Source organism: Stenotrophomonas sp. YJH_SMC_81, from assembly GCF_059370875.1.
The window spans coordinates 26967-52837 of record NZ_JCAFUB010000014.1 but is presented as its reverse complement, the minus strand read 5'-3'; the positions used below and the strand labels follow the sequence as shown (position 1 = coordinate 52837).

The 25871-nt window shown below is 65.7% G+C and carries 21 protein-coding genes and 6 tRNA genes; 12 read left to right on the top strand and 15 right to left on the bottom strand.

Annotated elements, in window-relative coordinates; translation table 11 throughout:
* Positions 1–55: 55 nt before the first annotated feature.
* The 7 genes from tig to AC5P8U_RS18955 all read right to left on the bottom strand — a co-directional run bounded on the left by tig (position 56) and on the right by AC5P8U_RS18955 (position 3451).
* Positions 56–1351 (bottom strand): trigger factor, encoded by a 1296-nt coding sequence (tig, locus tag AC5P8U_RS18985; RefSeq protein WP_069138945.1) that lies wholly within the window; start codon positions 1349–1351, stop codon positions 56–58.
* 189 nt (positions 1352–1540) lie between these two features.
* Positions 1541–1625 (bottom strand) — tRNA-Leu (locus AC5P8U_RS18980).
* Between the two features lie 136 nt (positions 1626–1761).
* A complete protein-coding gene (locus AC5P8U_RS18975) occupies positions 1762–2130 on the bottom strand; it encodes a hypothetical protein (protein ID WP_072168265.1) in 369 nt (122 codons plus the stop codon).
* A 422-nt stretch (positions 2131–2552) separates the two neighbouring features.
* Positions 2553–2628 (bottom strand) — tRNA-Lys (locus AC5P8U_RS18970).
* Between the two features lie 198 nt (positions 2629–2826).
* Positions 2827–2902, bottom strand: a tRNA-Lys gene (locus tag AC5P8U_RS18965).
* 79 nt (positions 2903–2981) lie between these two features.
* A tRNA-His gene (locus tag AC5P8U_RS18960) sits at positions 2982–3058 on the bottom strand.
* Between the two features lie 168 nt (positions 3059–3226).
* Entirely contained in the window at positions 3227–3451 is a 225-nt protein-coding gene (locus tag AC5P8U_RS18955) for a hypothetical protein (protein ID WP_072168266.1), read from the bottom strand.
* Between the two features lie 434 nt (positions 3452–3885).
* Here AC5P8U_RS18955 and AC5P8U_RS18950 point away from each other — a divergent pair, with 434 nt between their 5' ends.
* Both AC5P8U_RS18950 and AC5P8U_RS18945 read left to right on the top strand, forming a co-directional pair.
* A complete protein-coding gene (locus AC5P8U_RS18950; RefSeq protein WP_031748294.1) occupies positions 3886–4806 on the top strand; it encodes a hypothetical protein in 921 nt (306 codons plus the stop codon).
* 74 nt (positions 4807–4880) lie between these two features.
* Complete coding sequence (locus tag AC5P8U_RS18945) at positions 4881–5303, top strand: hypothetical protein (protein ID WP_227836579.1); 423 nt, start codon at positions 4881–4883, stop codon at positions 5301–5303.
* Between the two features lie 171 nt (positions 5304–5474).
* Here AC5P8U_RS18945 and AC5P8U_RS18940 read toward each other — a convergent pair.
* Positions 5475–5551, bottom strand: a tRNA-Arg gene (locus AC5P8U_RS18940).
* Positions 5552–5590: 39 nt separating this feature from the next.
* Positions 5591–5667 (bottom strand) — tRNA-Pro (locus tag AC5P8U_RS18935).
* Between the two features lie 180 nt (positions 5668–5847).
* On the opposite strand from AC5P8U_RS18935, the gene AC5P8U_RS18930 reads away from it, so the two are divergent.
* Positions 5848–6606 carry a Bax inhibitor-1/YccA family protein gene (locus AC5P8U_RS18930; protein WP_072168268.1) on the top strand — a complete coding sequence of 253 codons (759 nt, stop codon included), beginning with the start codon at positions 5848–5850 and terminating at the stop codon, positions 6604–6606.
* Between the two features lie 81 nt (positions 6607–6687).
* On the opposite strand, the gene AC5P8U_RS18925 is transcribed toward AC5P8U_RS18930, so the two are convergent.
* The 5 genes from AC5P8U_RS18925 to grxC form a co-directional block, all read right to left on the bottom strand.
* Entirely contained in the window at positions 6688–7605 is a 918-nt protein-coding gene (locus AC5P8U_RS18925; protein ID WP_072168269.1) for a LysR family transcriptional regulator, read from the bottom strand.
* Between the two features lie 53 nt (positions 7606–7658).
* Entirely contained in the window at positions 7659–8402 is a 744-nt protein-coding gene (locus AC5P8U_RS18920; protein WP_088496165.1) for a cysteine hydrolase family protein, read from the bottom strand.
* Between the two features lie 206 nt (positions 8403–8608).
* Complete coding sequence (locus AC5P8U_RS18915; protein WP_012479261.1) at positions 8609–9613, bottom strand: isocitrate dehydrogenase; 1005 nt, start codon at positions 9611–9613, stop codon at positions 8609–8611.
* Positions 9614–9935: 322 nt separating this feature from the next.
* On the bottom strand, positions 9936–10328 hold the full coding sequence (locus tag AC5P8U_RS18910) for a carboxymuconolactone decarboxylase family protein (protein WP_227836578.1): 393 nt from the start codon (positions 10326–10328) through the stop codon (positions 9936–9938).
* Positions 10325–10615 (bottom strand): glutaredoxin 3, encoded by a 291-nt coding sequence (gene grxC / locus AC5P8U_RS18905; protein WP_004154541.1) that lies wholly within the window; start codon positions 10613–10615, stop codon positions 10325–10327. Before grxC ends, AC5P8U_RS18910 begins: the two co-directional genes overlap by 4 nt.
* Positions 10616–10757: 142 nt before the next feature.
* On the opposite strand from grxC, the gene AC5P8U_RS18900 reads away from it, so the two are divergent.
* From AC5P8U_RS18900 to lpxH, 9 genes are all read left to right on the top strand, one after another.
* Positions 10758–12404 (top strand): M48 family metalloprotease, encoded by a 1647-nt coding sequence (locus AC5P8U_RS18900; RefSeq protein WP_447897239.1) that lies wholly within the window; start codon positions 10758–10760, stop codon positions 12402–12404.
* Between the two features lie 116 nt (positions 12405–12520).
* Positions 12521–13210 carry a phosphate regulon transcriptional regulator PhoB gene (gene phoB, locus AC5P8U_RS18895; protein ID WP_005408258.1) on the top strand — a complete coding sequence of 230 codons (690 nt, stop codon included), beginning with the start codon at positions 12521–12523 and terminating at the stop codon, positions 13208–13210.
* Between the two features lie 106 nt (positions 13211–13316).
* The gene (gene phoR, locus AC5P8U_RS18890; protein WP_061479944.1) at positions 13317–14648 is read left to right on the top strand and encodes a phosphate regulon sensor histidine kinase PhoR; all 1332 of its coding nucleotides are present in this window, start codon (positions 13317–13319) and stop codon (positions 14646–14648) included.
* Positions 14649–14652: 4 nt separating this feature from the next.
* On the top strand, positions 14653–16740 hold the full coding sequence (ppk1, locus tag AC5P8U_RS18885) for a polyphosphate kinase 1 (protein WP_053500783.1): 2088 nt from the start codon (positions 14653–14655) through the stop codon (positions 16738–16740).
* Between the two features lie 169 nt (positions 16741–16909).
* The gene (ppx, locus tag AC5P8U_RS18880) at positions 16910–18436 is read left to right on the top strand and encodes an exopolyphosphatase (protein ID WP_005415458.1); all 1527 of its coding nucleotides are present in this window, start codon (positions 16910–16912) and stop codon (positions 18434–18436) included.
* A 319-nt stretch (positions 18437–18755) separates the two neighbouring features.
* A complete protein-coding gene (locus AC5P8U_RS18875) occupies positions 18756–21680 on the top strand; it encodes a TonB-dependent receptor domain-containing protein (protein WP_072168271.1) in 2925 nt (974 codons plus the stop codon).
* A 170-nt stretch (positions 21681–21850) separates the two neighbouring features.
* Positions 21851–22996 (top strand): glycosyltransferase family 4 protein, encoded by a 1146-nt coding sequence (locus AC5P8U_RS18870; protein ID WP_088496502.1) that lies wholly within the window; start codon positions 21851–21853, stop codon positions 22994–22996.
* On the top strand, positions 22977–23516 hold the full coding sequence (locus tag AC5P8U_RS18865) for a phosphatase PAP2 family protein (RefSeq protein WP_065185789.1): 540 nt from the start codon (positions 22977–22979) through the stop codon (positions 23514–23516). Before AC5P8U_RS18870 ends, AC5P8U_RS18865 begins: the two co-directional genes overlap by 20 nt.
* 93 nt (positions 23517–23609) lie before the next feature.
* On the top strand, positions 23610–24356 hold the full coding sequence (lpxH, locus tag AC5P8U_RS18860; RefSeq protein WP_447897240.1) for a UDP-2,3-diacylglucosamine diphosphatase: 747 nt from the start codon (positions 23610–23612) through the stop codon (positions 24354–24356).
* Positions 24357–24410: 54 nt separating this feature from the next.
* Here lpxH and AC5P8U_RS18855 read toward each other — a convergent pair whose 3' ends face one another.
* Positions 24411–25664, bottom strand: a complete 1254-nt coding sequence (locus AC5P8U_RS18855; RefSeq protein WP_069138938.1) for a M12 family metallo-peptidase — start codon at positions 25662–25664, stop codon at positions 24411–24413.
* Between the last annotated feature and the right edge of the window lie 207 nt (positions 25665–25871).

The following is a 25871-nucleotide window of genomic DNA, read 5'->3' as shown; positions in this document are numbered from 1 at the left end:
GGGGCAACAACCCCGCGCCGGCAAAGGCGCGGGGCATCCGGTGATCCGCCCGGGCTTACTGGCGGATCGCGTCCTGGAACGACAGCTTCTCTTCGGTGTGCTGGGCACGCTCGGCGATCCAGTCGATCACCTGCTCTTCCATCACACGGTTCTGCAGGCCAGACATCAACTGGGGGTCGTTGCGGTACATCTCAATGACCTGCTCCGGCTCTTCGTAGGTCGAAGCGATCAGACGCATCGTTTCATTCAGGCGCTTGGCTTCCAGGCGCAGGTCGTTGATGCGGGCCACTTCACCGACCAGCAGGCCGACCAGCACGCGCTTGGCGGCAGCGTCCTTGAAGCCTTCGTGGGCATCGGCCGGGATCTCGCCGACGTTCTGGCCGTTGCGGCGCAGCTGCTCGACCTGCTGGGCCAGCATGGCGCGGGCTTCGTTCTCGACCAGGCGCGGCGGCATTTCCACCGACGAGTAGGCCGCGATCAGCTGCTCGCCCACTTCACGGCGCAGGCGGTTCATCAACGCACCCTTCAGCTCGCGCTCCAGGTTGGCGCGGATGTCGCTGCGGAACTGCTCCACATCGCCGCCCTTCACGCCGAAGCTCTTGATGAAGGCTTCGTCGACCGCCGGCACGACCGGCTCGGAGACCTCGGTGACCTTGACGGTGACCTGCACGGTCTTGCCGGCCAGCACCGGCACGCGCCAGTCAGCCGGGAACTCGACGTCGAGGGTCTTCTCTTCGCCCTTGGCCAGGCCGACCAGGCCCTTCTCGATGGTGTCGAACATCATGCCCTGGCCGAGCACGATCGAACCCTTCTCGGTGCCCTCGGCCGGCAGGCGCTCTTCGCCGGCCTGCGACCAGGTTTCCACCGCGACCAGGTCACCGTCCTGCGCGCCACGGCTGACCGGGGCCCAGGTACGACGCTGGTTCTGCAGGTTCTCGATCATCTGGTCGATGTCGGCGTCGGTGATCTCGGCGGTATGGCGCACGACGGTCAGCTTGCTGACGTCGATGTCGCCGAAGTCCGGCACCACTTCCACGGTGGCCACGAAGGAGAACTCACCCTCGTCGCCCTTGTCGATGCGCGGGCTGCCGACGATGCGCAGGTCGTGCTCGCGCACGGCCGCATCGAAGGTTTCGCGCAGCAGGCCGTCCAGCGCCTCGCCACGGACCTGCGCGCCGAAGCGCTGCTCGATCACCTTGGCCGGCACCTTGCCCGGGCGGAAGCCCTTGATGCGGGTGGTACGGGCGATTTCGCCGAGGCGGCCGGCGATGTGGCTCTGCAGACGCTCTTCCGGCAGCGAGAAGCTCAGGCGGCGTTCCAGGTTGCCGGTGGATTCGATCGAAGCTTGCATGTTGACTCCTGCCACCGGTGGCCCAGGCCCCCGGCTCGATGATTGGGATGAAACGGTTGTAAGGACGCGACGTCTGGGACGCGCCTGCTTGCCGCAGCCCTTTAGTTTCGCCCAATTCGGCTTGCACTGCCAGCGCGTGCCGGTCAAGGGGGCGCAGATGGCCCGATCAGGGCGGGGACAGGCCGGCACTGGTGCGAAAGGGGGGACTCGAACCCCCACGCCTTGCGGCACTGGAACCTAAATCCAGGGCGTCTACCAATTCCGCCACTTTCGCGTGGCCGGCGCAGGTGTTCATTGTCGCAGGCGATGGCGGGAAGCGGAAGGCCTGCACAAAACTGAACATGGCAATGGTGCGCAGCCCGCGCGTTGAACCACCCCGGCGAGCGCAAGCTCATCCGGGGTGGCGGGGTTCACTGCTGCGGCCTGGCCTTGGCCGACGCCGTATCGGCACCCTGCCCGGCTGCAGGATCCACCTTGCGGATCTCCACGCCCCCGTCGCCGGTGCGCCGCAGGGCCGCCGGCTCCGGCGTGGCCTTGCGCACATCCACCGAACCATCCGCATTGCGCTGCACGTCCACCGCATCGGGCAGGGCCTCCCGCTCTGCCGGCTGAGCCGGCTGCATCTGCATGGCCTCACCGACCGGGCGCGCAGGAGCACTTTCAGTGCCAGCATCGCGTTCGACGGTCTGCGCGGGATTGTCGGCGGGCGCGCAGGCCGCCAGTGCCAGCAACGCGAAGGAAACCCACAGCGTGCGGTGCAATCGATTGATATGAGCCATCAACATCTTCCTTCGTGCATGCGCCGTCGGCGCGGAAGATCCATTGGGTGCGATGCAGGATGCGATGCGGTGAGATGCAGCGCACAGCATTGATAACACTGATGACGCGTATGACCCTGATTTCAGCATTGCTTCAGTCGATCCACGCCATGCGCGGATGAAATGCCCCCCCCCCCAGCGAACAGGCAAGAAAAAAGCCACTTGGCGAACCAAGTGGGAAGCTGCCGCGCATTCGCGCCGCAGCCCCACGCTTTGCGCGGCAAAGCGCGGGCCCCACTTCATCAGCCGCCACATCCCCGCGGCTTCGCCGCGCCCCCTTGACTCAAGGGGGCTCCACTCCAGCCAGCACCGCTGGCATCTGCAGATGCCCCTCAGCGAACAGGCAAGAAAAAAGCCACTTGGCGAACCAAGTGGCTTTCGTCTGGTGGGCTGTCAAGGATTCGAACCTTGGACCTATTGATTAAGAGTCAACTGCTCTACCAACTGAGCTAACAGCCCGAAATCGGGGCGCGGATTATGACCCGATCCGCTCGGTGGGTGCAAGCACTTTTTTCAACGTGGTTGAAACCAGCACTGCGAGCCCCGCTCCTGCTGCAGATCCACGCCGAACGGGTTCTGCAACGCGTGATCCATCGGAACGATGGGAGTCACACCCATAAGAAAAAAGCCACCTGGCGTACCAGGTGGCTTCTGTCTTGGTGGGCCGTCAAGGATTCGAACCTTGGACCTATTGATTAAGAGTCAACTGCTCTACCAACTGAGCTAACGGCCCGTGAAACTCAGACACACATTGTAGCGTGCTTTCTGTTTATTGCAATACCGTTTCGGCTGCGCCGATGCGGTTGAATCAGTGGGGTGGCTGAGGGGATTCGAACCCCCGACCACCGGAATCACAATCCGGTACTCTAACCAACTGAGCTACAGCCACCACTGAAACTTTCGCTCCATCGCCGATGAGGCTGGCGCTGGAACTTGATGCTTCGCTACCGGGCGGAACCAGAAGTCCGTCCCCCGAAGCGAGTCCGGCATTTTCCGGTAGTCGCGAAGGAATTGCAAGCACTTCTTCACATTGATGTGCAGGGGCCGGAACAGGACATCAGAGCTGCTCCGCCGAGACCACGCGCGCGATGTCTGCATGCTCATCCAAGAATGACAGCGTCACCTCACCTTTGGGCGTGACCTGCAACTGCAGGTGCAGCTGGCCCGCCCCGTCGATCAGCTGAAGCATCGCATTGCGCGACTGCGGCCTGCCAGGAAGCACACGACGGGTAATCGCTTGCACAGTCTGCGCGTGCAAGCGCTCATCTTCAGCCGAGAACATCGGCCGCAGCTGTCCTTCGGCACCATCGTTTCGATCACGTCGAACGGCGCGTTGCGCTGGGCTGTCGCCCCATCAGCAGGCCAGTCAACACCAGCAAGGCGAGACCACCGCAATACAGAGTGAGCCGCTATTGGTGCCTGCGCAGCCGATGCACTTCGGCCATCACCCGCTCTACCTCTCCCGCGCCTTTCGAAACTGCACCTCATGCCGATCGCCGGAAGGTGCGTGCCACCTGTACCGATGGTCAGGCGCAGGCAACAGCTCGACATCGTCGGGCCCACTCCCGAAAGCGTGAATAATAAGTGAACGAATCATGAATGAATCTCAAACAGAAATGGGGGAGATCCATTCATACAACGTTAGCTGCAGGACATGGAACGCGAGGCGCGCGTTTGCAACCATGCCGGTTCCTGCAATGAAGGTGAGAGCAATAGATGAGCAAGCGGCTAATCGGATTCGTCGCGCTAGCAGCCGTGCTGGCAGTGGCAGCCGTTGCAATGTCCAGCTACCGGCAGCAGGCGGCTGTCGATGTGACGGCAGAGGAATCCTGGAAGAGTGGCAGCCTCGATGAAAGGCCCGACCAGGGAAGGCCGCTTCCTGCGTCAGGTGCGGCGGCCGCGCAGAGGCTTGAGCGGGACAACAAGATCCCGCCAGGCTCGTACAAGGCGGTGGGACCCAAAGCCTACGAGATCGTAAGAGGCAATGAGTTCCGGCCTCCCGGTGACGCGCTCGCCCACGTCAAGCAACTGATGCTGCGCTCCGAATCCGGAGATGCCACAGCAACCTACGAAATCTATCGAACCATCGAGCAGTGCCAGACCTTCATCTCGGATCGCGCTGACAAGCTGGCGGATTCAGCCACCACGGTCGGGTCCGGCAACTGGTTCCTGGAGCGATCGGAACGAATCCTCGGAGAGTGCGAGTCGCTGGCCCTGGATCGGGACATCTATCACGCCGACTGGCTTTCGAAGGCCGCCGCCATGGGCTCGCAGGAAGCGATGCGCGCTTACTCGCGATCGCCGGAGAAAGTCATCGGTTCGCTTGATGACGCAATCCGTGATCCCGCGGCGCTCGAGGCGTGGAAGGACACCGCCACCGGATATCTGCGCGAGCTGGAATCACAAGGGAACGTCAATGTCATCAGCGACATGGCGATGGCCTACACCTATGGCGGCATCGTTCCTGCCGATCCCGTTGCCGCCCTGGCGTACACCCGCGTCCTCAACCGGCTGGACCCACGTTTTGCCACCACCAATGACATTGCCAACCATGAGAAAAACCTGAGCAGTCAGGAGAAAGAGAAAGCCCGCATTTCATCGAATGAAATCTTCAAGAACTGTTGCATCCCACGATAAGGACCTATTGTGAAAGCTAGACTGATTGGGATTATCCTTCGCTTGGTAGAAACTCCATTCCCGCCATTGCAGGCGTGCTGCTGTTCATGGCGAGCGGGAGCGTTCAAGCGAAAAAGCTTCCTGGCGTCATCAACTGCACCGCCGGATGCACGCTGACAACCCCGTATCCCGATCCGGTGACCAACCAGCAGCTTTCCCAAGAGGTCCAGAAGCTCAATGACGGCCGGACCACCGTCTGGACAGCCCAGACGCGAGTTCAGACCGGCGATGTCCTGACCGTCTGCAACGGTATTTCCTGCGTCAACTACACGTGGCGAGGCGCAGGCTTCGACTCCGGCGAAGTGATTTCGACCGTGCTCCCGCCCAACTCCCGCGGTGGTGGTGGCGGTGGTGGTGGTGGTGGCGGTGGTGGTGGCGGCAGTGCCCCGATCGGCGGCGGTTGCCATGGCAATTGCGGTGGCGGCAGGGTCGATGTAGGCGAACTTGAGCAGATATGATTCAGCCTTGGGGGCACTTCAACGAAGTGCTCTCGCCAGGACACAGAACAGAAAGGTCAGCGCACCGCGCTGGCCTTTTTTGTGACCCACGGCGGCGCGCGCCACACATTTCCGCTGTTCCTGGAATAGGCTCCGCCAGCACCAAAGTAATTCATATGCCATTGATTCCAATGGCGCGCCCGACAGGAATCGAACCTGTAACCGCCGGCTTAGAAGGCCGGTGCTCTATCCAGTTGAGCTACGGGCGCCCGAACCGGAACGGTGTCCAATCCGACGTGGCGTGGGATTGGTCGGGGTAGAGGGATTCGAACCCCCGACATCCTGCTCCCAAAGCAGGCGCGCTACCAGACTGCGCTATACCCCGGTCTTGCAATCCCCTCGGGTTGGGCCCGGGGAGTTGTTCATTGTCGCCAAGCGCGTTGGGAACTGTCAACGAAGGATGCACAGAACCCGGGCCTGCCACAACGCCGAAAGCAGTCATCGGCTATGCTCACGCCCATCGGCCGGATGGCCGTCCCGACCTTCATCCGCACGGAGAACACGCATGCGCAGCGGCAACCCGGCTCTTTCCGAGTCGACTTTCCTCGACCTCGCCAGTGGCTCGGTAGTGACCAGCCCCGACCAGGTCATGACCCTCAATGGCACCGCCAACAAGACCGGCATCCTGCTGCTGTTGACCGTGCTGACCGCGGCGTTCGCCTGGAGCCAGGCGGTCGACGAGTACGGCCAGATTTCCGGCAGCGCGAGCCTGTACGCCATCGGCGGCGCGATTGGCGGCCTGGTGCTGGCACTGATCACCATCTTCAAGAAGGAATGGTCGCCGGTCACCGCGCCGATGTACGCGCTGGTCGAAGGCCTGTTCCTGGGCGCCGTGTCGGCCCTGTTCAACATGAAGTATCCGGGCATCGTGTTCCAGGCGGTGCTGCTGACCTTCGGCACCCTGGCCGCCCTGCTGTTCGCATACCGCAGCGGCCTGATCAAGGCCACCGAGAACTTCAAGATGGGCGTGGTCGCCGCCACCGGCGGCATCGCCCTGCTCTACCTGGCCTCGTTCGTGCTGGGCTTCTTCAACATCAACGTGCCGGTGATCCACGACTCCAGCTGGCTGGGCATTGCCTTCAGCCTGTTCGTGGTGGTCGTGGCCGCGCTGAACCTGGTGCTGGACTTCGATTTCATCGAGTCCGGCGTCGCCCAGCGCGCGCCGAAGTACATGGAGTGGTATGGCGCATTCGGCCTGATGGTGACCCTGGTCTGGCTGTATGTGGAGTTCCTGCGCCTGCTGTCGAAGATCCAGCAGCGCTGAACCGGACAGAGCCATAAACGACAAAGGGCGCCTTCGGGGCGCCCTTTTCTCTTTGTAACGCGTGGCTGCTGCATTTCCCGGCTAGCCAGCCACGCCAGCCACGCCAGCCTGTGCAGCGTAGTGCGCCGCAAGGTGCTCGACCAGCGCGCGCACCTTGGGCGCGAGCGCACGTGCATGCGGGTACAACGCGAAGTAGCGCCGCTGGCCGGCATGCCAGGCCGGCAGCACGCGGATCAGACGACCGGCGCGCAGGTCCTCCTGCACGGTCAACGCGGTGAACAGGCTGATGCCCATTCCGGCCAGCGCGGCGGCGTACAGCGCAGGCGTGGCATCCACACGCAGGCGCTGCCCGGCTTCAACGCTCACGCAGGCGCCGCGCGGCCCCTGTAACTGCCAGGGCGGCATTGATGGGGTGGGACTGAAACCCAGCAGCGTGTGCTGCTCCAGATCCGCAGCCTGCCGCGGCAGGCCATGCCGGGCCAGGTAGGCCGGTGCGGCGACCAGGATGCGCGGGCAGCTGGCCAGCTCGCGCGCGACCAGCTGGCTGTCCGGCAATGAAGCTGCAATGCGCAGCGCCAGGTCGAAGCCACCACCGACCACATCCACCACCTGATCATCCGCCGACAGGTCCAGCGTGACCTGCGGGTAACGCTGCAGGAACGAGGGCAGCCAATGCGGCAGTTCCTGGCTGGCCACTACCTGCGGCACGCTGATCCGCACCCTGCCACTGGGTTGCGCCTGCCCGGCGCGGGCACGATCGTCCGCCTCCTGCAGGCGGTCCAGCAGCGTTGCCGCCTCGCGGTAGTAATCGCGCCCGGCCTCGGTCAACGACAGCCGACGGCTGTTGCGATCGAGCAGGCGTACCTGCAGGTGTTCTTCCAGCTGCCGCAGCTGCCGCGACATCGCCGAGTGGGTGGTCCCCAGGCGCTCGGCGGCCGCGGTGAAACTGCCCGCGTCAACGATGGCGCGCAGCGCGCGCAGGGCGGCGAAGTGATCCATCGGCGGGCAGCTCCACGTGGCGGGGCCCACGGCATGCGGGCCCCGCCAGCTTATCAAGCGCCGTCACCGGCCTTGCGTACCGGCAGCGCCAGGATCGCGTCGGTGCTCATGACGTCGCCGAAGGCGTCTTCGATCTGCGCCAGCGAGGCCTCATGCAGCGCGCGATGATCGATGCGACGGCCGCCGGCCAGATCCAGATCACGGCTGGCGCTGGCATCGGACGAGACGATCACCCGGTAGCCACGTGGGGCGGCCGCTGCGTCGCGCGCGGCACCGGCCACACAGGCATGGGTCTGCAGGCCAGTGACGATCAGGGTATCGATACCGGCATTCTTCAGCATCGGGTCGAGCACGGCTGCGGACGCGCCGGCGAACACGCTGACATTGTCCTTCTGCACCACGGTCTCGCCCTGGCGCGGCTGCAGGTCGCGATGGAAGGCGGCATTGACGCTGCCCTGCGCGAACAGGGGTGCGCCGGCCGGCAGCACGTGCTGGACATGGATCACGCGGATGCCGTGGGCATCGGCGAATTCGACTACCCGCCTGGCCTGGCGCAGTGCGGCCACGCCATCGGGAATGACCATGCGGCCACCCGCAAAGCCCGGTACGGCCCTGGCATCGAAGTACTCGTTCTGGAAGTCGATCACCAGCACGGCAGTCTTCGCCGCATCCAGCGAGGTCGCGACCGGCGCACCCGCCATATGGCGGATGGTGGCATGGGCCGGCTCGGCAGCAGCAACCGGGATGGTGGCGGTCATGCCGAGCAAGCTGGCCAGGCCGAAGGCGGTGAGATTCATGGAGCGACTCCTGTGCAGTGGAAAGTGGGCACAGGATGCGGAGCGGATGGCGCACGAACCAGCCGTGAAACAGCACATGATCTGTGCGATATCAGCACAGACCGCTTCTGTGGAGTCGAGCCATGCTCGACTCTACAGAGGCGGAAAAACGCAACGGGGCGCCCGAAGGCGCCCCGCTGTGGGTCCGACCGAGGTCGGCCGGCCGCTTACAGGCGGCTGGCAATGGCCTTGGCAAAGCTCATGGTGGTGCCGGTGCCACCCAGGTCGCCGGTCAGCGAATCCTTGGCTTCCATGGTCGCCACGATGGCCTTGCGCAGGCGCTCGGCGTTTTCCGGCTGGCCGATGTGGTCCAGCATCTGCGCGGCCGCCAGCAGCAGCGCGCACGGATTGGCCTTGCCCTGGCCGGCGATGTCCGGCGCGGTGCCGTGCACGGCTTCGAAGATCGCCGCATCCTTGCCGATGTTGGCGCCCGGAGCCAGGCCCAGGCCGCCGACCAGGCCGGCGCACAGGTCGGAGATGATGTCGCCGAACAGGTTCGTGGTGACGATCACATCGAACTGTTCCGGGCGCATCACCAGCTGCATGCAGCAGTTGTCGACGATCATTTCCTGGAACTCGATGTCCGGGTACTGCGCGGCCACTTCACGGGCGACATTCAGGAACAGGCCCGAGGTCGACTTGATGATGTTGGCCTTGTGCACGGCGGTGACCTTCTTGCGGCCGGTGCTCTTGGCCAGCTCGAAGGCGTAGCGCACGATGCGCTCGGAGCCCTTGCGGGTGATGCGGGTGCCGGAGAAGGCGGTCTCGCCGTCGGCCGACACTTCCTGGCCTTCGGCCAGGTAGGCACCTTCGGTGTTCTCACGGACGGTGATCAGGTCGACGTTGTCGAAACGCGACTTGGTGTTCGGGAAGGTGTGGGCCGGGCGCACGTTGGCGTACAGGTCGAAGTGGCGGCGCAGGCTGACGTTGATCGAGGTGAAGCCACCACCGACCGGGGTGGTCAGCGGGCTCTTCAGCGCGACCTTGTTGCGCGCGATCGATTCCAGGGTCACCGCCGGCATCAGGTCGCCGTGCTTTTCCAGGGCCACCAGGCCGGCGTCGGCGTCTTCGTACTCCAGGCCAGTCTTGAGCTGGTCGAGCACGAACAGGGTGGCGTCCATGATTTCCGGGCCAATGCCGTCGCCGCGGATGACCGTAATTTTCTGCGTCATTGATCGATGTTCCGAACAGGGGGAAAAACGCCGTCCGGACGTGCCCGGAAACGCCGGCGCAAAGGAAGTTTCACCGGCAATTATGCCTGAGCCGGGGCCGAGGTCCCAAATAGACCATGGTCCCAGTCCCCGGCTCAGGCAGAATTGCCCGCGCATCGCCCCTCTACCCCCGCCCTGTCGGCGCGCCCCTTCAACAAGAAGGGGCTCCTGGGCTGTTGGATCGCGGGACAGGCCCCCTCGAGGGCCCGGTAGTGCCGGCCGCTGGCCGGCAACCCCGGCCATGTCGGGTTCAGGCGATGCCGGCCACTGGCCGGCACGACCCTCAGTGCTCGTGCGCGGCTGGCGCGGCGGCGCCGCCTTCGAGCTGGTCGAGGAAGTCGACCGCGCGGCGCAGGTGCGGGATCACGATGGAGCCGCCCACCACCAGGCCGACCGAGAAGGTCTCGAAGAACTCCTCACGGGTCACCCCGGCGTCCTTGCACTGGGCCACGTGGTAGCTGATGCAGTCGTCGCAGCGCAGCACCATCGAGGCCACCAGGCCCAGCAGCTCCTTGGTCTTCACGTCCAGCGCGCCGGCCTGGTAGGTCTGCGTATCCAGCGCGAAGAAGCGGCGCACCACCTGGTTCGGTTCGCCCAGGATGCGCTCGTTCATGCGCTTGCGGAACTCGGTGAACTCGGCGATGCGGTCCTTGCTGCCTTCGTCGGCCGCGCTCATGCCTGGCCCTGCCCGGCCAGCAGCGGCTCGAGCTTGCCTTCACGGTGCAGGGCCATCATGTCGTCGTAGCCGCCGACATGGACGTCGCCGACGAAGATCTGCGGCACGCTGGTGCGGCGGGTCAGCGCCATCATCTTCTCGCGCTCGGCCGGGTCCAGGTCGATGCGGACCTCGGTCCACTGCTGGCCCTTGCTCTTCAGGAAGTTCTTGGCGGCCACGCAGTACGGGCAGACGGCAGTGGAATAGATGGTGATGGCGGGGGCACCGCCGGCGGTCTGGGCTGTCACGGGAAACTCCACGATGGATCGACGGTCTACATATGGTACCGGTGCGCTGGAATTTCCACGCCACGGCCGCAACACTGTGGATTAACGAATGGTTGCCCCCCGCCCTGCCACGCTTGGCGCGCCCCGCCCGAGGACCTTCTGCTTGCGAGCCCTGCTGCTGACTACCGCCGTCACCCTGGCCCTGGCCATGCCGCTGGCCCAGGCCCAGGAGAAGCTGCCCGACATCGGCTCTTCGGCCGGCGAGCTGCTGACCCCGGCCCGCCAGGCCGAGTACGGCGCGATGATGCTGCGCGAGCTGCGCAACTACGGCTACCTGCTGGAAGATCCGCTGGTCAACGACTGGCTGCAGACCATGGGTACCCGGCTCGGCTCCAACAGTGACCAGCCGCGGCAGCCGTACACCTTCTTCGTGATGAACGACCGCCAGATCAACGCGTTCGCCACACTGGGCGGCTACATCGGGGTCAATGCCGGACTGGTGCTGACCGCCGAGCGCGAGGACGAGGTCGCTGCGGTGCTGTCCCACGAAATCGCCCACGTCACCCAGCAGCACGTGCTGCGCGGTGTCGAGCGCGCCCAGCGCGACCAGATCCCGATCCTGCTGGGCATGCTGGCGGCGGTAGTGGCCGCCCAGGCCAGCAACAGCACGTCGTCCGGCAACGCGACGATGGCGGCGATCAGCTCCGGCATGGGCCTGATGCAGCAGCGGCAGATCAACTACACCCGCTCCAACGAGTCCGAGGCCGACCGCCTCGGCATCCGCACCCTGTCGCGCAGCGGCTACGACGTGGATGCCATGGCCGGCTTCTTCGAGCGGATGTCGGCAGCCATGCGCGGCAACGAAGGCGGCTACAGCGTGCCCGAGTTCCTGCGCACCCACCCGGTCAACATCACCCGCATCAGCGAGGCCAAGTCCCGCGCCCAGCAGATGAAGAAGGATACGGTGCTGCTCACCACCAGCACGCCCACCGGCGAGCGCAAGGAGCGGGTGGACCCGGCCGATCCCAGCCTGGGCGAGCCGCTGCTGCGCGGCAACAACCCGCTGCTGCCCGGCAGTGTGCTGCGCCTGCCGATCGGCCAGCTCAACCGTGGCGCCAGCGGTGACTTCGAGTGGGCGCGTGAGCGCCTGCGCGTGCTCAGCGCGGACTCCACCCCCGAGCTGGAGCGCGAGTACGCCGACCTGGCCAAGCGGCAGAAGGACGGCCTCAACGATGCGCAGCGCTACGGCCAGGCGCTGGCGGTGATGCGCGGTGGCCGTGCCGGTGCCGGCCAGGCCCGGCAGACCCTGGCCGGCCTGCTGCAGACCCACCCCGGCAACCTGTGGCTGGCGCTGGGCCTGGGCGAGGCGGAGTCACGCGCAGGCCAGGCGGCCCAGGCCAACAGCCGCTTCGAGCAATTGTTGCGCGAACACCCCAACAGCCGCCCGGTGGCACTGACCTATGCCGAGATCCTGAACGAACAAGGCAGCCGCGAAGCCGGCCAGCGTGCGCAGGCGATGCTGCGCCCCCTGCTGTCGGAAAGTGGTAACGATCCGGTCTTCCAGCAGCGTTTCGCCCGCGCCAGTGAGTTGGCTGGCGACAGCGTGCGCGCCAGCGAGGCCTATGCCGAGGCCGCCTTCCTCAGCGGGCGGCCAGAACAGGCGCTGATGCAGCTGCAGGCGCTCAAGCGCAACCCGGCGCTGGATTACATCGGCCGCGCGCGGGTTGACGCGCGCATCGAATCGATCACCCCGACGGTGCTGGAACTGCGCCGGCAGGGCGTGCAGGACCCGGATCTGGACCGTCGCTGAGCACCGCATGACCGGCCGATGGCAATCCAGGCCGGTTCCGGCCGGGTAGTCACAAACATGTCATCAAACCGTAGTCTACTGGCACCACTCCAGTAACCGAGCCCTACGGTGTCCTCGTGCAGAAACGCATCCTGATCGTCGATGACGAGCCCGCGATCCGTGAAATGGTCGCCTTCGCCCTTCGCAAGGGCGATTACGAACCGGTCCACGCCGGCGATGCCCGGGAGGCCCAGACCGCGATCGCCGATCGCGTTCCCGACCTGATCCTGCTGGACTGGATGCTGCCCGGCACCAGCGGCTTGGACCTGGCCCGTCGCTGGCGCAAGGAAACGCTGACCCGCGAAGTGCCGATCATCATGCTGACCGCCCGCGGCGAGGAGAACGATCGCGTCGGTGGCCTCGAGGCCGGTGTCGATGACTATGTGGTCAAGCCGTTCTCGGCACGCGAACTGCTGGCCCGCATCCGCGCGGTCATGCGCCGCGCCCGCGAAGATGACGAGGACGGCAGCGTAGCCGTCGGCCCGATCCGTATCGACGGCGCCGCCCATCGCGTGTTCGCCAACGACCAGCCGGTGCCGATCGGCCCGACCGAATACCGCCTGCTGCATTTCTTCATGACCCACCCGGAGCGCGTCTACACCCGCGCGCAGCTGCTGGACCATGTATGGGGCGGCAGCGTTTACGTGGAGGAACGCACCATCGACGTGCATATCCGCCGCCTGCGCAAGACGCTGGAGCCGTTCAACGCCGAGAACATGGTGCAGACCGTGCGCGGCGCCGGCTACCGCTTCTCCACCGCCACCTGAGTCTCGTCGTGCCGGCACCGCGCACCTGCAGGTGCCGGTGCCGGCAACTCTGCTATAACCCTCGGTTCACCCCAGTGAACCGCCGCACCTCAACGACGAGATCGCAATGCCCCGCCACATCCGCTCTGCCTGGTTGAAGACCCTGGCCACCGTTGCCGCGGTGCTGCTGTTCGCCGGACTGGTGGGGTGGTTCACGGGCCATCTGTGGTTGTGCATCGCACTGGGCGCGCTGGCGACCCTGGCCTGGCATTACTGGCGCCTGCGCAGCGTTCTGCGCCGGCTGACCGCTCGCCAGCGCTGGGACACCGCCGAAGAAGGCACCGGCGTCTGGAACGAACTGGACCGCCTGCTGTACCGCAACCAGGTGGAAATGCGCGTGCGCAAGCGCCGCCTGCTGGACATGCTGCGCAGCTACCGCGCCGCCGCCGCCGCGCTGCCCGATGCTGTCGTCGTGCTGGATCGCAACAGCCAGCGCGTGCAGTGGTTCAACGAAGCGGCTACCGCCCTGCTCGGCCTGCACCATCCCGGCGACCTTGGCGAGGCCCTGGTCGAGCGCCTGCAGCCGATGCCGCTGGCGCACTGGCTGGCCGGTGGCCGCAATGCCGAGCCCATCCTGGACGTACCCTCGCCGGTCGATCCGGCGATCCGCCTGAACCTGCGCCTGATTCCCTATTCGTCGGACTACTGGCTGCTGATCGCGCGTGACGTCAGCAAGCTGCTGCGCCTGGAGCAGGTGCGGCGGGATTTCGTCGCCAACGTTTCACACGAGCTGCGCACGCCGCTCACCGTGGTCCACGGCTACCTGGACATGATGGACCCGGAGGATTTCCCGGGAACCGGACCGATGCTGGAAGAAATGCGCAAGCAGAGCCAGCGCATGGCCCAGCTGGTGGAAGACCTGCTGACCCTGTCGCGCCTCGAATCGCAGGAACACAGCGAGGACGAGACCGTAGCCATGCAGCCGATGCTGGCCACCCTGCGCCGCGAAGCCGAAGCGCACAGCCAGGGCCGCCACCAGATCAGCATCGACGACCTGGCCGGCGTTGACCTTCAGGGCTCGACCAAGGAGCTGCACAGCGCCTTCTCCAACCTGGTCACCAATGCGGTGCGCTATACGCCGGCCGGTGGCCGCATCGCGGTGGAGTTCCGCCGCGAGGGCGACGGTGCGGTGCTGGCGGTGCGTGACTCCGGCTACGGCATCCCGGCCACCCACCTGCCGCGCCTGACCGAACGCTTCTACCGTGTCTCCAGCAGCCGCTCGCGCGAAAGCGGTGGTACCGGCCTGGGCCTGTCCATCGTCAAGCACATCCTCGGCCTGCACCACGCACGGCTGGAAATTGAAAGCGAAGTCGGCAAGGGCTCGGTGTTCTCCTGCCATTTCGATGCCGACCACGTGCGCCCGCGCGAGTCCGCCCCCTTGACCTCCATCGAAGAATGACGCCATGAGCAGCCTCGGATCCCTCCCCCTCCCCGTGAGCCCGGACAACGATCCGTTGCGTGACCCGGCGCTGTACATCAATCGCGAACTGTCACAGCTGGATTTCAACTTCCGCGTGCTGGCCCAGGCGATGGACCCGCAGGTGCCGCTGCTGGAGCGCCTGCGCTTCATGTGCATCTCCTGCACCAACCTCGACGAGTTCTTCGAGATCCGCGCCGCCGCCGTGCGCCACGCGCAGGAGTACGGCCTGCCACCCGCACCGGACGGGATGAGCCCGCAGGCCATCCTGAGCGCCATCCATGACCGCGCCGCCGAACTGGTGGACCAGCAGTACCGCTGCTGGAACGAGACGCTGCGGCCGGCGCTGATGGAGGCCGGCATCGGCGTGCTCGGCCGCCACTCCTGGACCGACCGCCAGAAGCGCTGGCTGCGCGCCTACTTCCGCAACGAGATCATGCCGGTGCTGTCGCCACTGGGCCTGGACCCGGTGCACCCGTTCCCGAAGATCCTCAACAAGTCGCTGAACATCGTGGTGGTGCTCAAGGGCACCGATGCGTTCGGCCGCGCCGGCCACCTGGCCATCGTGCGTGCGCCGCGCTCACTGCCGCGCATCATCCAGCTGCCGGAAAAGCTCGGCGGGCCCCAGAACTTCGTGTTCCTCTCGTCGGTGCTGTCGACCTTCGTCGATGAGCTGTTCCCGGGCATGGAAGTCCAGGGCGCCTACCAGTTCCGCGTCACCCGCAATTCCGAGCTGGTGGTGGACGAGGAGGAAGTGGAGAACCTGGCGCTGGCACTACGCGACGAACTGGTCGACCGCGGCTACCGGCCAGCGGTGCGGCTGGAGATCGCGCACGACATGCCGCGCGAGATCGTGCGGACCCTGCTGCAGAATTTCGGCCTGACCGAGAACGCGGTGTACCGCATCGATGGCCCGGTCAACCTCAACCGCATCATCCAGCTGTACGACCTGATCGCGCAACCGGACCTGAAATACCCGCCGATGACCCCGCGCACGCTGCGCGACAGTGACGGCATCTTCGAGACGGTGGCGCGCCAGGACCTGCTGCTGCACCACCCATTCGACGCCTTCACCGCAGTGCTGGACCTGATCCGGCAGGCGGCAATCGATCCGAACGTGCTGGCGATCAAGCAGACCCTGTACCGCACCGGCAAGGACTCACTGATCGTCGATGCGCTGATCCAGGCCGCGCGTAACGGCAAGGACGTGACCGTGGTGGTCGAACTGCGCGCCCGCTTCGACGAAGAAGCCAACCTCGGCCTGGCCGATCGCCTGCAGGAAGCCGGCGTGCAGGTGGTGTACGGCGTGGTCGGCTACAAGACCCACGCCAAGATGCTGCTGATCGTGCGCCGCGAGGGCCGCAAGCTGCGCCGCTACGTGCACCTGGGTACCGGCAACTACCACAGCGGCACCGCCCGCGCGTATACCGACATCAGCCTGATCACCGCCGATGCGGACATCGGCAATGACGTGCACCTGCTGTTCCAGCAGCTGTCCGGGCTGGCGTCGAAGATGAAGCTCAAGCGCCTGCTGCAGTCGCCCTTCACCCTGCACACCGGCATCCTCGGCCGCATCGAGCGCGAGACGCGCATCGCCGCCGCTGGCCGCCCGGCGCGGATCATCGCCAAGATGAACGCACTGAACGAACCGCAGGTGGTGCGCGCGCTGTACGCCGCGTCGCAGGCCGGCGTGCAGATCGACCTGATCATCCGCGGCGCCTGCACGCTGCGACCGGGCGTGCCGGGCATCTCGGACAACATCCGCGTGCGCTCGATCGTCGGCCGCTTCCTGGAACACAGCCGCGTCTACTGGTTCGGCAACGACGGCGCACCGGAAATGTACTGCGCCAGCGCCGACTGGCTGGAACGCAACCTGCTGCGCCGGGTCGAGACCTGCTTCCCGATCCTCGATCCGGAACTGGCCAAGCGGGTCTACCGCGAAGTCCTGCAGAACTACCTTGACGACAACCTCAACGCCTGGGAACTGGACGCGCACGGCATCTACCACAAGCGTGCCCCAGCCCACGACGAAGCCCCGCATTCGGCGCAGATGGCGTTGATGCAGGGGCTCTGACCCTGCCCCGGTAGATCCCGACCGCTGGTCGGGGTTCGATCGCCACGGGGTCAGATCCCTTTCCTGCGGGAAAGGGATCTGACCCCTTGCAGTCCTGCGGCACGCCCTCTTCCAAAATGTGAAGGCCGCGCGGTGACGAGCACACCGCCCCTTCGGCTAACATTCGTCCATGCCGCATACCACCACGACTCCGCCCGCATTGCAGGATGGCGACCTGCTGGCCGCCATCGACCTTGGCTCCAACAGTTTCCACATGGTCATCGCGCGCTATACGCTCGGCCAGCTGCGGGTGATCGACCGCCTGCGCGAGACGGTGCGCATGGCCGATGGCCTGGATGGCAAAGGTGGTCTCTCTTCCGCTGCACGCCAACGTGCACTGGAATGCCTGGCCCGCTTCGGCCAGCGCATCCGCAATGTGCCGCCGCACCGGGTGCGCGCGCTGGCCACCAACACCGTGCGCCAGCTGCGCTCGCCGCAGTCGTTCCTGGTACCGGCCGAAACCGCACTGGGGCATGCCATCGAAGTGGTCAGCGGGCGCGAAGAAGCGCGCCTGATCTACCTGGGCGTGGCCCACGCGCAACCGCCCAAGCCCGGCCAGCGCCGGCTGGTGATCGACATCGGCGGTGGCTCCACCGAGTTCATCATCGGCATGGGCATGCAGACCCTGGAGCGCGAAAGCCTGCAGGCCGGCTGCATCGCCAGCACCCGGCGCTTTTTCCCCGGCGGCAAGCTGAGCAAGAAGCGCTGGAAGGACGCGCTGGCCGAGATTGGCCGCGAGTTCCAGCCTTTCGCCAGCAAGTACCGCGCGCTGGGCTGGCAGGAAGCGTTGGGCTCTTCGGGCACGCACAAGGCGATCAGCGAGATCTGCGCGACGATGAAGCTGAGCAAGGGCGCCATCACCGCCGAGGCCCTGCCGCAGCTGCGCGATGAACTGCTGAAGGCCAAGAAGATCGACGACATCCAGCTGCCGGGCCTGTCCAGCGACCGCCGCCCGATCATCGCCGGCGGCATCCTGGTGCTGGAAGCGGCCTTCCAGGCGCTGGGCCTGCAGAAACTGCTGGTCAGCAAGGCGGCGATGCGCGAAGGCATCCTGTATGACATCGTCGGCCGCGCCGGCGAGAACGACCTGCGTGACGAATCGGTGGCTGCGCTCAGCCAGCGCTACGGTATCGATACCGTCCAGGCCGAGCGCGTGCAGGACACCGCGCTGTCCCTGCTGGAACAGGTGCAGGAGCGCTGGAGGCTCGATGCCGACGATGCGCGCATGCTCGGCTGGGCCGCGCGCCTGCACGAGCTGGGCCTGATGATCGCGCACAGCGGCTACCACGTGCATGGCAGCTATGTGCTGGAACACTCGGATATCGCCGGCTTCTCGCGCCAGGAGCAGCAGATGCTGGCGGCTCTGGTGCGCAGCCACCGCCGCAGCGTGACCAAGACCGCCTTCGACGCCCTGCCCGAGCGACTGCTGCTGACCGCACGCCGGCTGGCGGCCCTGCTGCGGCTGGCGGTGCTGCTCAATCGCGCCCACGAAGACGATCCGCTGCCGGCACTGGAACTGACCGCCGACGACAACCGGCTGTCGCTGATCGTGCCGCAGGCCTTCATCGATGCCCGCCCGCTGCTGCGCGCGGACCTGATCGGCGAGACCGATGGCATCGCCGGGCTGGGCATCCAGTTCCGCCCGTTCGTGGCCTGAATACGCTGTCCGCTGTTGTCCACAGGACAACCGAGGTGACGCATTTCCCACTCCCACTTTGCGCAGTCTGGCGGTTTTTTGTGCTGCTCCGCACCACAACGGCGCGCTGTGGGCCATCGCTGCCATCACGTAAGCGCCTGCTTTTGTTCACGTTTTGTGAAGGCTGGCGCGGCCGCGTGACATGAATGGATACGAACTCTTTACAGAGCATTAACTAACGAGACTACTATCGGGTCACCGGCTCGGTCATCGACCCTGCTGGCTCCTTCGACGCCCCCTTTGGCGTCCTGTGCACGACCTGAGAGAGAGAGAGCTCGCCATGACTTCACGCACCACCGCACTGGGGCAGGCCATCCGCTACGCCCTGGCTACCACTGCAGCGCTGGCAGCGCTGCCCGCGTTTGCCCAGGAAGGCAGCAACGCCAACCCGACCAACCTCGACCGCATCGAGATCACCGGCTCGCGCATCCGCCAGGTGGACGTGGAAACCGCACAGCCGGTGTTCGCGATCAGCCGCAACGACATCGAAAAGCAGGGGTTCAGCTCGGTTGCCGACATCCTGCAGAACGTCACCGCGATGGGCAGCCCGACCATCAGCCGCGCCAATGCGCTGACCGCAGGCGAGAACGCGGGCGGCACCTACATCGACATGCGCAACCTGGGCACCCAGCGCACCCTGGTGCTGGTCAACGGCAAGCGCCTGGGCATCAGCACGTCCGGCTACCAGGACATCTCCACGCTGCCGGTGTCCGCCGTGGAACGCATCGAGGTGCTGAAGGACGGCGCCTCTGCGATCTATGGCTCCGACGCCATGGCCGGTGTGGTGAACATCATCACCCGTTCCAATGTCACTGGTGTGACTGCCAACGTCTACCACGGCCAGTACAGCCAGGGCGACGGTGCCCGCGACCGCTTCGACGTGGTCGCCGGCTGGAGCAATGAGCGCGTGTCGTTGACCCTGTCGGCCGAGCATGCCGAAGAGAAGGGCGTGTGGGCGCGCGATCGCGGCTTCAGCAAGTACGGCATGACCGATCGCCATCCTTACGACAGCAGCAACTGGACCACGATCAGCCAGTACGGCCAGTTCACGGGTCTGCGCGGCCCGGGCTGTACCGCCACTGCGGGTTGCGGCTATTCCCTCAACCGCGGCGCGGATCCCACCAACCCGGCCAATTACCACCTCACCGATACCACGCCTTTCACCGGTGACGTGAGCAACGCCAACGACCAGATGCATGTGATGTATCCGGTCAAGCGCGACTCGGTCTATTTCGACGGCCGCTTCAAGATCACCGACAGCGTCAACTTCCGCACCGAGCTGGGCTACAACAAGCGTGAGTCCACCCGCCAGATCGCGGGCTATCCGCTGCAGTCGAGCACCGCCGGTGTCGGCTCGATGTCGATCAACAGCTACTTCAACCCGTTCGGCCGCCAGCACGGTTACGCCAACCCGACCGCCGTGGCCTGGAACCGCCGCACCTGGGAAGTGCCGCGCGTGACCACCAGCGAGCTGAAGACCTACCGCGCGGTGGCGTCGTTCGACGGTTCGTTCGAGATCGGCAGCCGCTACTTCGACTGGGAAGTGGGCTACCAGTACAACCGCAATGAGCTGGAATCGGTGGCCACCGGCAACCTGCACAAGGGTCGCGTCGCCGGCGGCGTCGGCCCGTCGTTCTACAACGCCGCCACCGGCAAGGTACAGTGCGGTACTGCAGCTGCACCGATCTCCTATGACGTGTGCAAGCCGTGGAACCCGTTGGTGCCGTATGGCACGACGGCTGCCGATGGCCTGTACGGCAACGAAGAACTGCAGGCGTGGCTGTTCCCGGAAGAGATCACCAAGGGCCGCACCACCTCCAAGAACTTCTTTGCCAACATCGCTGGCAGCATCGTGACCCTGCCGGCTGGCGATCTCGGCTTCGCCTTCGGCGTGGAAAGCCGCAAGGAAGAAGGCAAGTACACCCCGGATGCCCTGGCCCAGACCGGCGCTACCACCAACCTGGCCGCAGGCCCGACCGGCGGTGACTACACCGTCAACGAGGCCTACCTGGAAGTGAACGTTCCGGTGCTGGCCGACCTGCCGGGCGCGAAGGAACTGACCTTCAATGGCGCAACCCGCTTCTCGGACTACAACACCTTCGGCAACACGCTCAACAGCAAGTTCGGCTTCAAGTGGAAGCCGATCGACTCGCTGATGGTGCGTGGCACCTGGGCCGAGGGCTTCCGTGCACCGACCATCAGCGACCTGTTCGGTGGTGGTTCGGAGACCTTCGCGCAGTTCAGCGATCCGTGCGACACCCGTTTCGGTTCCTCGGCCTCCAGCGCCGAAGTCCGTGCACGTTGCGCACGCGACATCGCCAATGCGAATACCTTCCGCCAGCTGCGCCAGGGCGGCACCCCGGTGAACACGTCGACGGACGCAACCCCGGTGCCGTTCACCTCCGGGTCCAACCCGCTGCTGACGCCGGAAACCTCGACCAGCAAGACCCTGGGCCTGGTCTGGAGCCCGAGCTTCATCCAGGGCTTCAACGCCTCGCTGGACTGGTGGAAGATCCGCATCGACAACACGATCATCGCCGACACGCCGACCCAGATCCTGCAGGACTGCTACGAGTCGGGCATCGAAGCGCGCTGCTCGCGCTTCCAGCGTGACCCGGTGACCGGCATCGTGACCAACCTGAAGTTCGGCAACCGCAACGCGGGCTTCATGGAAACCGAAGGCTACGACCTGGACGTGAGCTACCGTCTGGACACCCGGTTCGGCAAGTTCAACGTGAACTCGGCCACCACCTACGTGTCCAGTGCGACCTACCGCACCTCCAACGACAACTCGATCGTTCCGATCGTCACCAACGGCATCGGCAGCGCCTTCCGCGTCCGTTCCAACCTGGTGCTGGGCTACGAGCGGGGCAACTTCGGCGCGAGCTGGACCGCGCGTTACTACTCGGGCGTGAAGGAAACCTGCTCGAACATCGCGCTGTACCCGGACGAATGCTCGGATCCGGGTGTGTATGCACCGTGGTACAAGGGCGCCCGCAACTACAACGAGCGTGGTGCGGTCACCTTCCACGACGTGCAGGTGCGTTACTCGCTGCCGTGGGATGCCACCGTGTCGGTCGGTGCCAACAACGTGTTCGAAAAGACCGGCCCGATCATGTACAGCAAGCCGAACTCGGCCTTCTCGTACTACGGTGGCTACGACATCGGCCGCTTCGTCTACATGAAGTACCAGCAGCGCTTCTGATCCATCGCGCTGTGACATGAAGCACCAGGACCACGGCCCTTCGGGGCCGTGGTTTTTTGTTGGCCGCAGCGCCCCTTCGGTGGCCGGCGCCCCCGTCATCTGACGGTCGCAAAGCGGTCATGTCGGCTACATCGCCAGGCCCGAGCATGCCGGAAACCGGGAGGCCCGCCATGCGCTATGCCATCGTCACCGAGACCTATCCGCCGGAAGTCAACGGCGTCGCCCTCACCGTACAGGGCCTGGAGCAGGGTCTGCGTGCAGCCGGACACGAGATCGACCTCGTCCGCCCCCGCCAGTCCACCGAAGCGCTGGATTCGGCACCCGGCACCCTGCTGGTTCCCGGCGCTGCCCTGCCCCGCTACCCCGGCCTGCGCTTCGGCCTGCCAGCCCCGATCCGGCTGGGCCGCCATTGGCAGAATCAGCGTCCGGATGCGGTCTACATCGCCACAGAAGGTCCACTCGGCTGGTCGGCACTGCGTACCGCACGTCGCCTCGGCATTCCGGTGGCCAGCGGCTTCCACACCCGCTTCGACGAGTACTTGCCCGACTATGGCGTGGCATGGCTGCAGGCCGCGGCCATGCGCTGGATGCGCCGCTTCCACAACCAGGCGGACGCTACCCTGGTGCCGACCCGCGAACTACAGCAGTTCCTCGGCGAACAGGGCTTCGAACGCGTGCGCCTGCTGGCCCGTGCGGTGGACAGCCAGCAGTTCGATCCAGGCCGGCGCGACCCTGCACTGCGCGAGGAATGGGGCGTGGATGGCAACGGCCTGGTGGCGATCCATGTCGGCCGCATTGCTGCCGAAAAGAACCTCGGCCTGGCGGTGAAGGCATTCCGCCGCCTGCAGCAGATCCGGCCCAAGGCACGCTTTGTATGGGTGGGTGACGGCCCGGCCCGCGAGAAGCTGGCACATGAAAATCCCGATTTCATCTTCTGTGGCATCCAGCGCGGCGATGCGCTGGCCCGCCACTTCGCCAGCGGCGATCTGTTCCTGTTCCCCAGCCGCAGCGAGACATTCGGCAACGTGACTCTGGAAAGCATGGCCAGCGGTGTGGCCACCGTGGCCTTCGACTACGGCGCCGCGCGTGAGTACCTGCGCAACGGCGAGAACGGCGCAGCGGTGGACAGCGACGAGCAGTTCATCGAGGCCGCCGTGCAACTGGCCGCCGATGACGCGAAACGCCACGAACTGGGCGGCAATGCCTCACGTGCGATGAAGCGATTGCATCCACAGCAGGTGGTGGCCGAGTTCGATGCGTTGCTGGCCGAGCTTGCGCAGTCGCGGAGGAGCGGCCATGCGCACCACGCCGCTTGAACTGCTGGCAGGGCGCGAGGCGCGCTTGTGCCGGCGGGCGAACCACTACTGCCGGCGCCGCCGCGTGCGCCGCCTGTTCTCGGCCATCAGCCGTCTCGGCGATGGCGTGTTCTGGTATGTGCTGATGGCTGCGCTGGTGGTGCTGGATGGCTTCGATGGCCTGCGCGCCTCGGTGCACATGGCCGCCACCGGCCTGGCCGCATTGCTGCTGTACAAGGGCCTCAAGCGCTGGACGCGGCGTCCGCGGCCTTACGCGGCCGATCTTCGCATCCGCGCCTGGGTGGCACCGTTGGACGAATTCAGCTTCCCGTCCGGGCACACCCTGCACGCAGTGTCGTTCACCATCGTCGCGCTGGCCTACTACCCCTGGCTGGCACCCTTGCTGGTACCGTTCACCCTCGGTGTCGCGCTGTCGCGGGTGGTGCTGGGCCTGCACTATCCTTCCGACGTGCTCGCCGCCACGGGCATCGCCGTCCTGCTGGCTTCGGCCAGCCTGACCTGGCTGCCGCTGCCGGTGTAGCCCAGGGATCAGATCGCTTTTCCGCCGGAAATGCGATCCGACCGCGCGACTCCCGCGGCGCTACCATCATCATTGATGGCCTAGAATGCAGGCATGACCACGTTGTTCATTTCCGACCTGCACCTGGACCCCAGCCGTCCGGAGATCACCGACCTGTTCCTGCGCTTCCTGCGCGAGCAGGCGCCCGGCGCCGATGCGCTGTACATTCTCGGCGACCTGTTCGAGGCCTGGATCGGCGACGACACGCCCTCTCCGGCCGCCGATGCGGTGGCCGATGCGTTGAAGGTGCTGTCCGACAGCGGCGTGCCCGTGTACTTCATCCGCGGCAACCGCGATTTCCTGCTTGGCGAGGACTATGCGCGCCGTGCCGGCCTGCGCATCCTGCCCGACCCGTGCGTGATCGAGCTGTACGGCCGCCCGGTGCTGCTGCAGCATGGTGACCTGCTGTGCACCGATGACATCCCCTACCAGCAGTTCCGTGCGCAGACCCGCGACCCGGTGTTCCAGGCGCAGTTCCTGTCGCAGCCGCTGGCCGCACGCATCGCCTTCGCGCAGAAGGCGCGCGAGGCGAGCCAGGCCCGCCAGTCGGAAATGAAGCAGGGCGATCGCGCGCAGTTTGAGACCGTCACCGACGTCGCCCCGTCCGAAGTCGATGCAACCTTCGTCCGCCACGGCGTGGACACCATGATCCACGGTCACACGCACCGCCCGGCGATCCACACGCTGCAGGCCGGCGGGCGCGCCTGCACCCGCATCGTGCTGGGCGACTGGTACGAACAGGGTTCGGTGCTGCGTGTGGATGCCAACGGCTGGTCGCTGGATACCCTGCCCCGCGGGTAATTCCCGCCGGCAGGAAATCCGCGGCCGCACAAGGCGGCCGCGGACAGTACAGACTCAGCGGAAGGCCGCGATGGTGGCCTTGGTGTTGACCAGCACTCGCTGGTTGTCAGCGGTACTGGCATTGCCCATCGGGATGCCGTTGTAGCTGATGTTCGGGTTGGACCAGTAGTTCAGGCGCGGGCAGCTGCGGGTGCAGTTATAGGCCATGATCGTGCGCCAGCCGGTGCCGCTGGACGGCTCATAGCGGTAGCCGTGGCCATAGGCGTAGGGCGATGTGCTCGGGTCGGTGGCGATGTCATGCCGCGCGCTCTGCAGGTGGCCGATCTCATGCGCGAATGAGTAGTAGCCGGTCGCGCAATCCCAGTACACCGCCGCGAACGCCGTCGACGCGGTCGAGCCGATCCCCGAGGCCAGGCCGCAGTAGGCACTGTTGTTGATCAGCAGCACGCCGACATCGGCCGCGGTGGTGTTGCGGCTGGTGTGGATGCTGTCCATGTAGCCGTCGCTGGTGCCACGGAAACGCGACAGGTCGGTGGTGAAGTTGCCAGACTCGCTGTAGCTGGTGGTCTCGTAACCGGCCAGTTGCAGCGTCAGGCCGACGTTGCTGTTGCCGTAGCCCTGGTTGGACTCGGCCACCGCCAGCTGCACCAGCGACTGCATGTTGCCGCCATAGGCGGCGACGGCGGCATTGGTCGCCACCACCAGCACACGGATGGTCGCCGGCGTACCGGACGATGCCTGCGCGATGCCGATGCGATCGTTGTTGCCCATCGGGATCTTCGGCAGCTGGTTGTAGTCTGCCGGATGGTCGGCCGGCATCCGCGATTCATCCACTTCCACCAGCACGTGGCGGTTGCCCAACGGGCGCAGGCGATACAGCTTTCCATCCTTGCGGATCGAGCCGGTGACGGTGTCGCCCGAGCGCACCAGGATCAGCGAATTGCCGGGGTCGTCCTGGCCGTTGGAGGTAGCCGCGGTCAGTTTGTCCGAGGGCGAACGGAACTGGCCGTACCAGATGCTGCCGCCATCGGGCAGTGCTTCGACCTTGCTGCGCACCGCCTGCACCCGCCGGCCGAGCAGTTCGAATTCCAGCTGCGGTTGTGCAGTAGCTGCTGCATCGACACGCACTTCCTGTACCGTCGCCGTGGACGGGGTGGCCAGCAGCTTGCCCAGTGCGGGCTCGCTGTTTGCCGATGCGCGGCTGATGACCGTCACCGGCTCGAACAATGGTGCCGCATGTGCGGCCGCTGCCACCGACAAACCCAACACCAGGCCACCTGCCGCTTTGCCAATCGATCTGGACAACATTGCGTCGCTCCTTGAATGATGTGAACAGCGTTGATGCAGCACGACCCGGTTTGCCGGGTCTGGTCATATGGCCTGCGCCGGTCGTGTGAATTCAATAGGCGAGAGAAGTGAAAATCAGGATTTGTGATCGACCGCATCTGGGTTAAGTAAGGTCAAAAGCGTTACTACACGTCGCCAAGACACCGCTTTCGCGCTACCGTGACGCAG